Source organism: Mesonia algae (genome assembly GCF_003253545.1).
Lineage (GTDB): Bacteria > Bacteroidota > Bacteroidia > Flavobacteriales > Flavobacteriaceae > Mesonia > Mesonia algae.
In genome coordinates, this window is the sequence record NZ_QKYV01000029.1 from 1 (window position 1) to 2,195 (window position 2,195).

At 35.5% G+C, this 2,195-nt stretch carries 2 protein-coding genes and 1 pseudogene; all 3 read left to right on the forward strand.

The annotated features are described in order from the left end of the window. Window positions 1-342 (forward strand): gliding motility-associated C-terminal domain-containing protein (locus LX95_RS14450; protein ID WP_146240810.1); only part of this gene is annotated, 342 nt, incomplete at its 5' end. Window positions 343-436: 94 nt separating this feature from the next. Further along, window positions 437-1,366: a PorP/SprF family type IX secretion system membrane protein gene (locus LX95_RS14455; RefSeq protein ID WP_111542166.1), complete on the forward strand. Its 930-nt coding sequence runs from the start codon at window positions 437-439 to the stop codon at window positions 1,364-1,366. A gap of 32 nt (window positions 1,367-1,398) precedes the next feature. Continuing rightward, a pseudogene (locus LX95_RS14460) lies at window positions 1,399-2,195 on the forward strand (PD40 domain-containing protein); the annotation flags it as partial.

A 2,195-nucleotide genomic window follows, 5' to 3' on the forward strand; every position in this document is an offset into this window, starting at 1 on the left:
CAAAGTGAGGCTTTAGGAGTAGATCTAACGATAGCCCCTTATGAGGCAGGATGTTTAATTACAGAAGGACTATCTCCAGATAATCGTGATGGATTGAATGATTGTTTAGATCTTACTTTCTTATCTGATAGGAGTGGTATTAGTAAGATTCAAATTTTCAACCGTTATGGTCGAGTGGTTTATGAGAAAGGTAATTACGTGAGTGATTGGTGCGGTCAGGATAAAGACGGTGATCTTTTAAACACGGCAACTTATTTCTACGTGATCGAATTCAGTTCAGAAGACCCTGTATTTGGTAAGGTTAAGAAAGGCTGGATTTATTTAAACAGAGAATCTAATTAATATACGAAAGTATCCCTCGTTGCTAAATCATACGGTTTAGTGACGAGGTTATTTTTATTTATCATTGCAAAAACCCAAAACAAAACAAAAACTAATGAAGAAACTATATATAACCTTGTGTGGTATTTTCTTGCTAGGGAGCATGGATGTATCTGCACAACAAGACCCTCAGTATACTCAGTATATGTACAATATGAATGTGGTAAACCCAGCTTACGCAGGGTCAAAAGAGAGTTTAAATATTGGTCTATTGTACAGAGATCAATGGTCAGGCTTTGATGGAGCTCCTAAGACCTTTACTTTTTCGGCTCATTCTCCTATAGGAGAAAAGACTGGTTTAGGTCTGTCTGCTATATCAGATGAAATAGGTCCGGTAAGAGAAACAAATGTTTATGCAGATTTCTCTTATACGCTGGAGTTTAACAATAGTGGTAAATTAGCCTTTGGTGTAAAAGCTGGAGCTACTTTTCACGAGGTAGGACTTACTAATTTACAGCTCCAAGATGGTAATGGAGATTTAGGGCCTGTTGATCCTGCTTTTTCAGAGAATATTAATGAGACTTATCCTAACTTTGGAGCAGGTTTTCTTTATTATACAGACAATTGGTATTTAGGTGTTTCTGTTCCTAATCTGCTAAAATCAACACATTTAGATGCAGATCCTGATGGAAGAGAGTACGGGAATGAAGAATTGCATTACTTTGCTACTGCGGGATATGTATTTCAATTATCAGACAATACTAAGTTTAAGCCAAGTACTTTAGTAAAAAGCTCTTTTGAGTCTCCTTTATCTTTTGATGTAAATGCTAACTTTTTATTCTATGATCGTTTTGAGATAGGAGCGTCTTATCGTTACGAAGATGCTGTTAGTGGTTTGATGAGTATCCGTGCTACCGATTGGATTCAAGTAGGATTTGCTTATGATCATTCTATATCAGATATCGATCAGCCTTCTTATGAGGCCTTTGTGATATTTGATATATTCTTTAACAAGAAGACATATAGATCACCTCGTTATTTCTAAACCCAAACCAAACGCAAGACACTATTTTAATTATGAAAAAAAGATATTATATAGCCGCTGCCCTACTGTTTATGTTTAGTGGCGTGGCAAATGCACAGAGTAAGTCAACTAAGAAAGGAGATAAACATTATGATCGTTTGGAGTATGTAAAAGCGATCGAAGATTATGAGAAATTGGTATCCAAAGGAGATGCAGACGCTTATGTCTACAATCGTTTGGCAGATTCTTATTATAATCTTTACAATACCAAAGAAGCTGAGCGTTATTATAAGCTTTATATCGAATCAAGTTCAAATGCAGAAGCAGAAGCTCACTATCGTTATGCTCAGATGTTGAAGGCTAATAAGAAGTTTGATGCTTCTAATGAAGCTATGCAAGCTTTTTCTAACCAATCTCCTAATGATGAGCGAGCAAAAGCTTATAAAGCAAACCCAGATTATTTACCAAAACTTTTAAATGGAGAACCTAAATTTACTGTAAATAAATTACAGTTGAATACCACCTATCAAGATTTTGGAGCTTATGCGGTAGGTAATAAGCTTTACTTTGTCTCTGCTCGTAATACCTCTAGGAAAGATTATGGTTGGAATGACCAACCTACCTTAGATGTTTATACAGCAACTCAACAAGGAGATAGTTATACCGATATTAAATTGGTGGAAGGAGATGTAAATTCTAAGTATCATGAAGGAACAGTAAGTATTACTCCAGATGGAGAAACTATGTTTTTTACCCGTAATGATTATTTAGATGGAGATTATGAAAAAGCATCCAATGGTATAGGTCAGTTAAAGATTTATCAAGCTAAAAAGATCAATGGGAAGTGGGA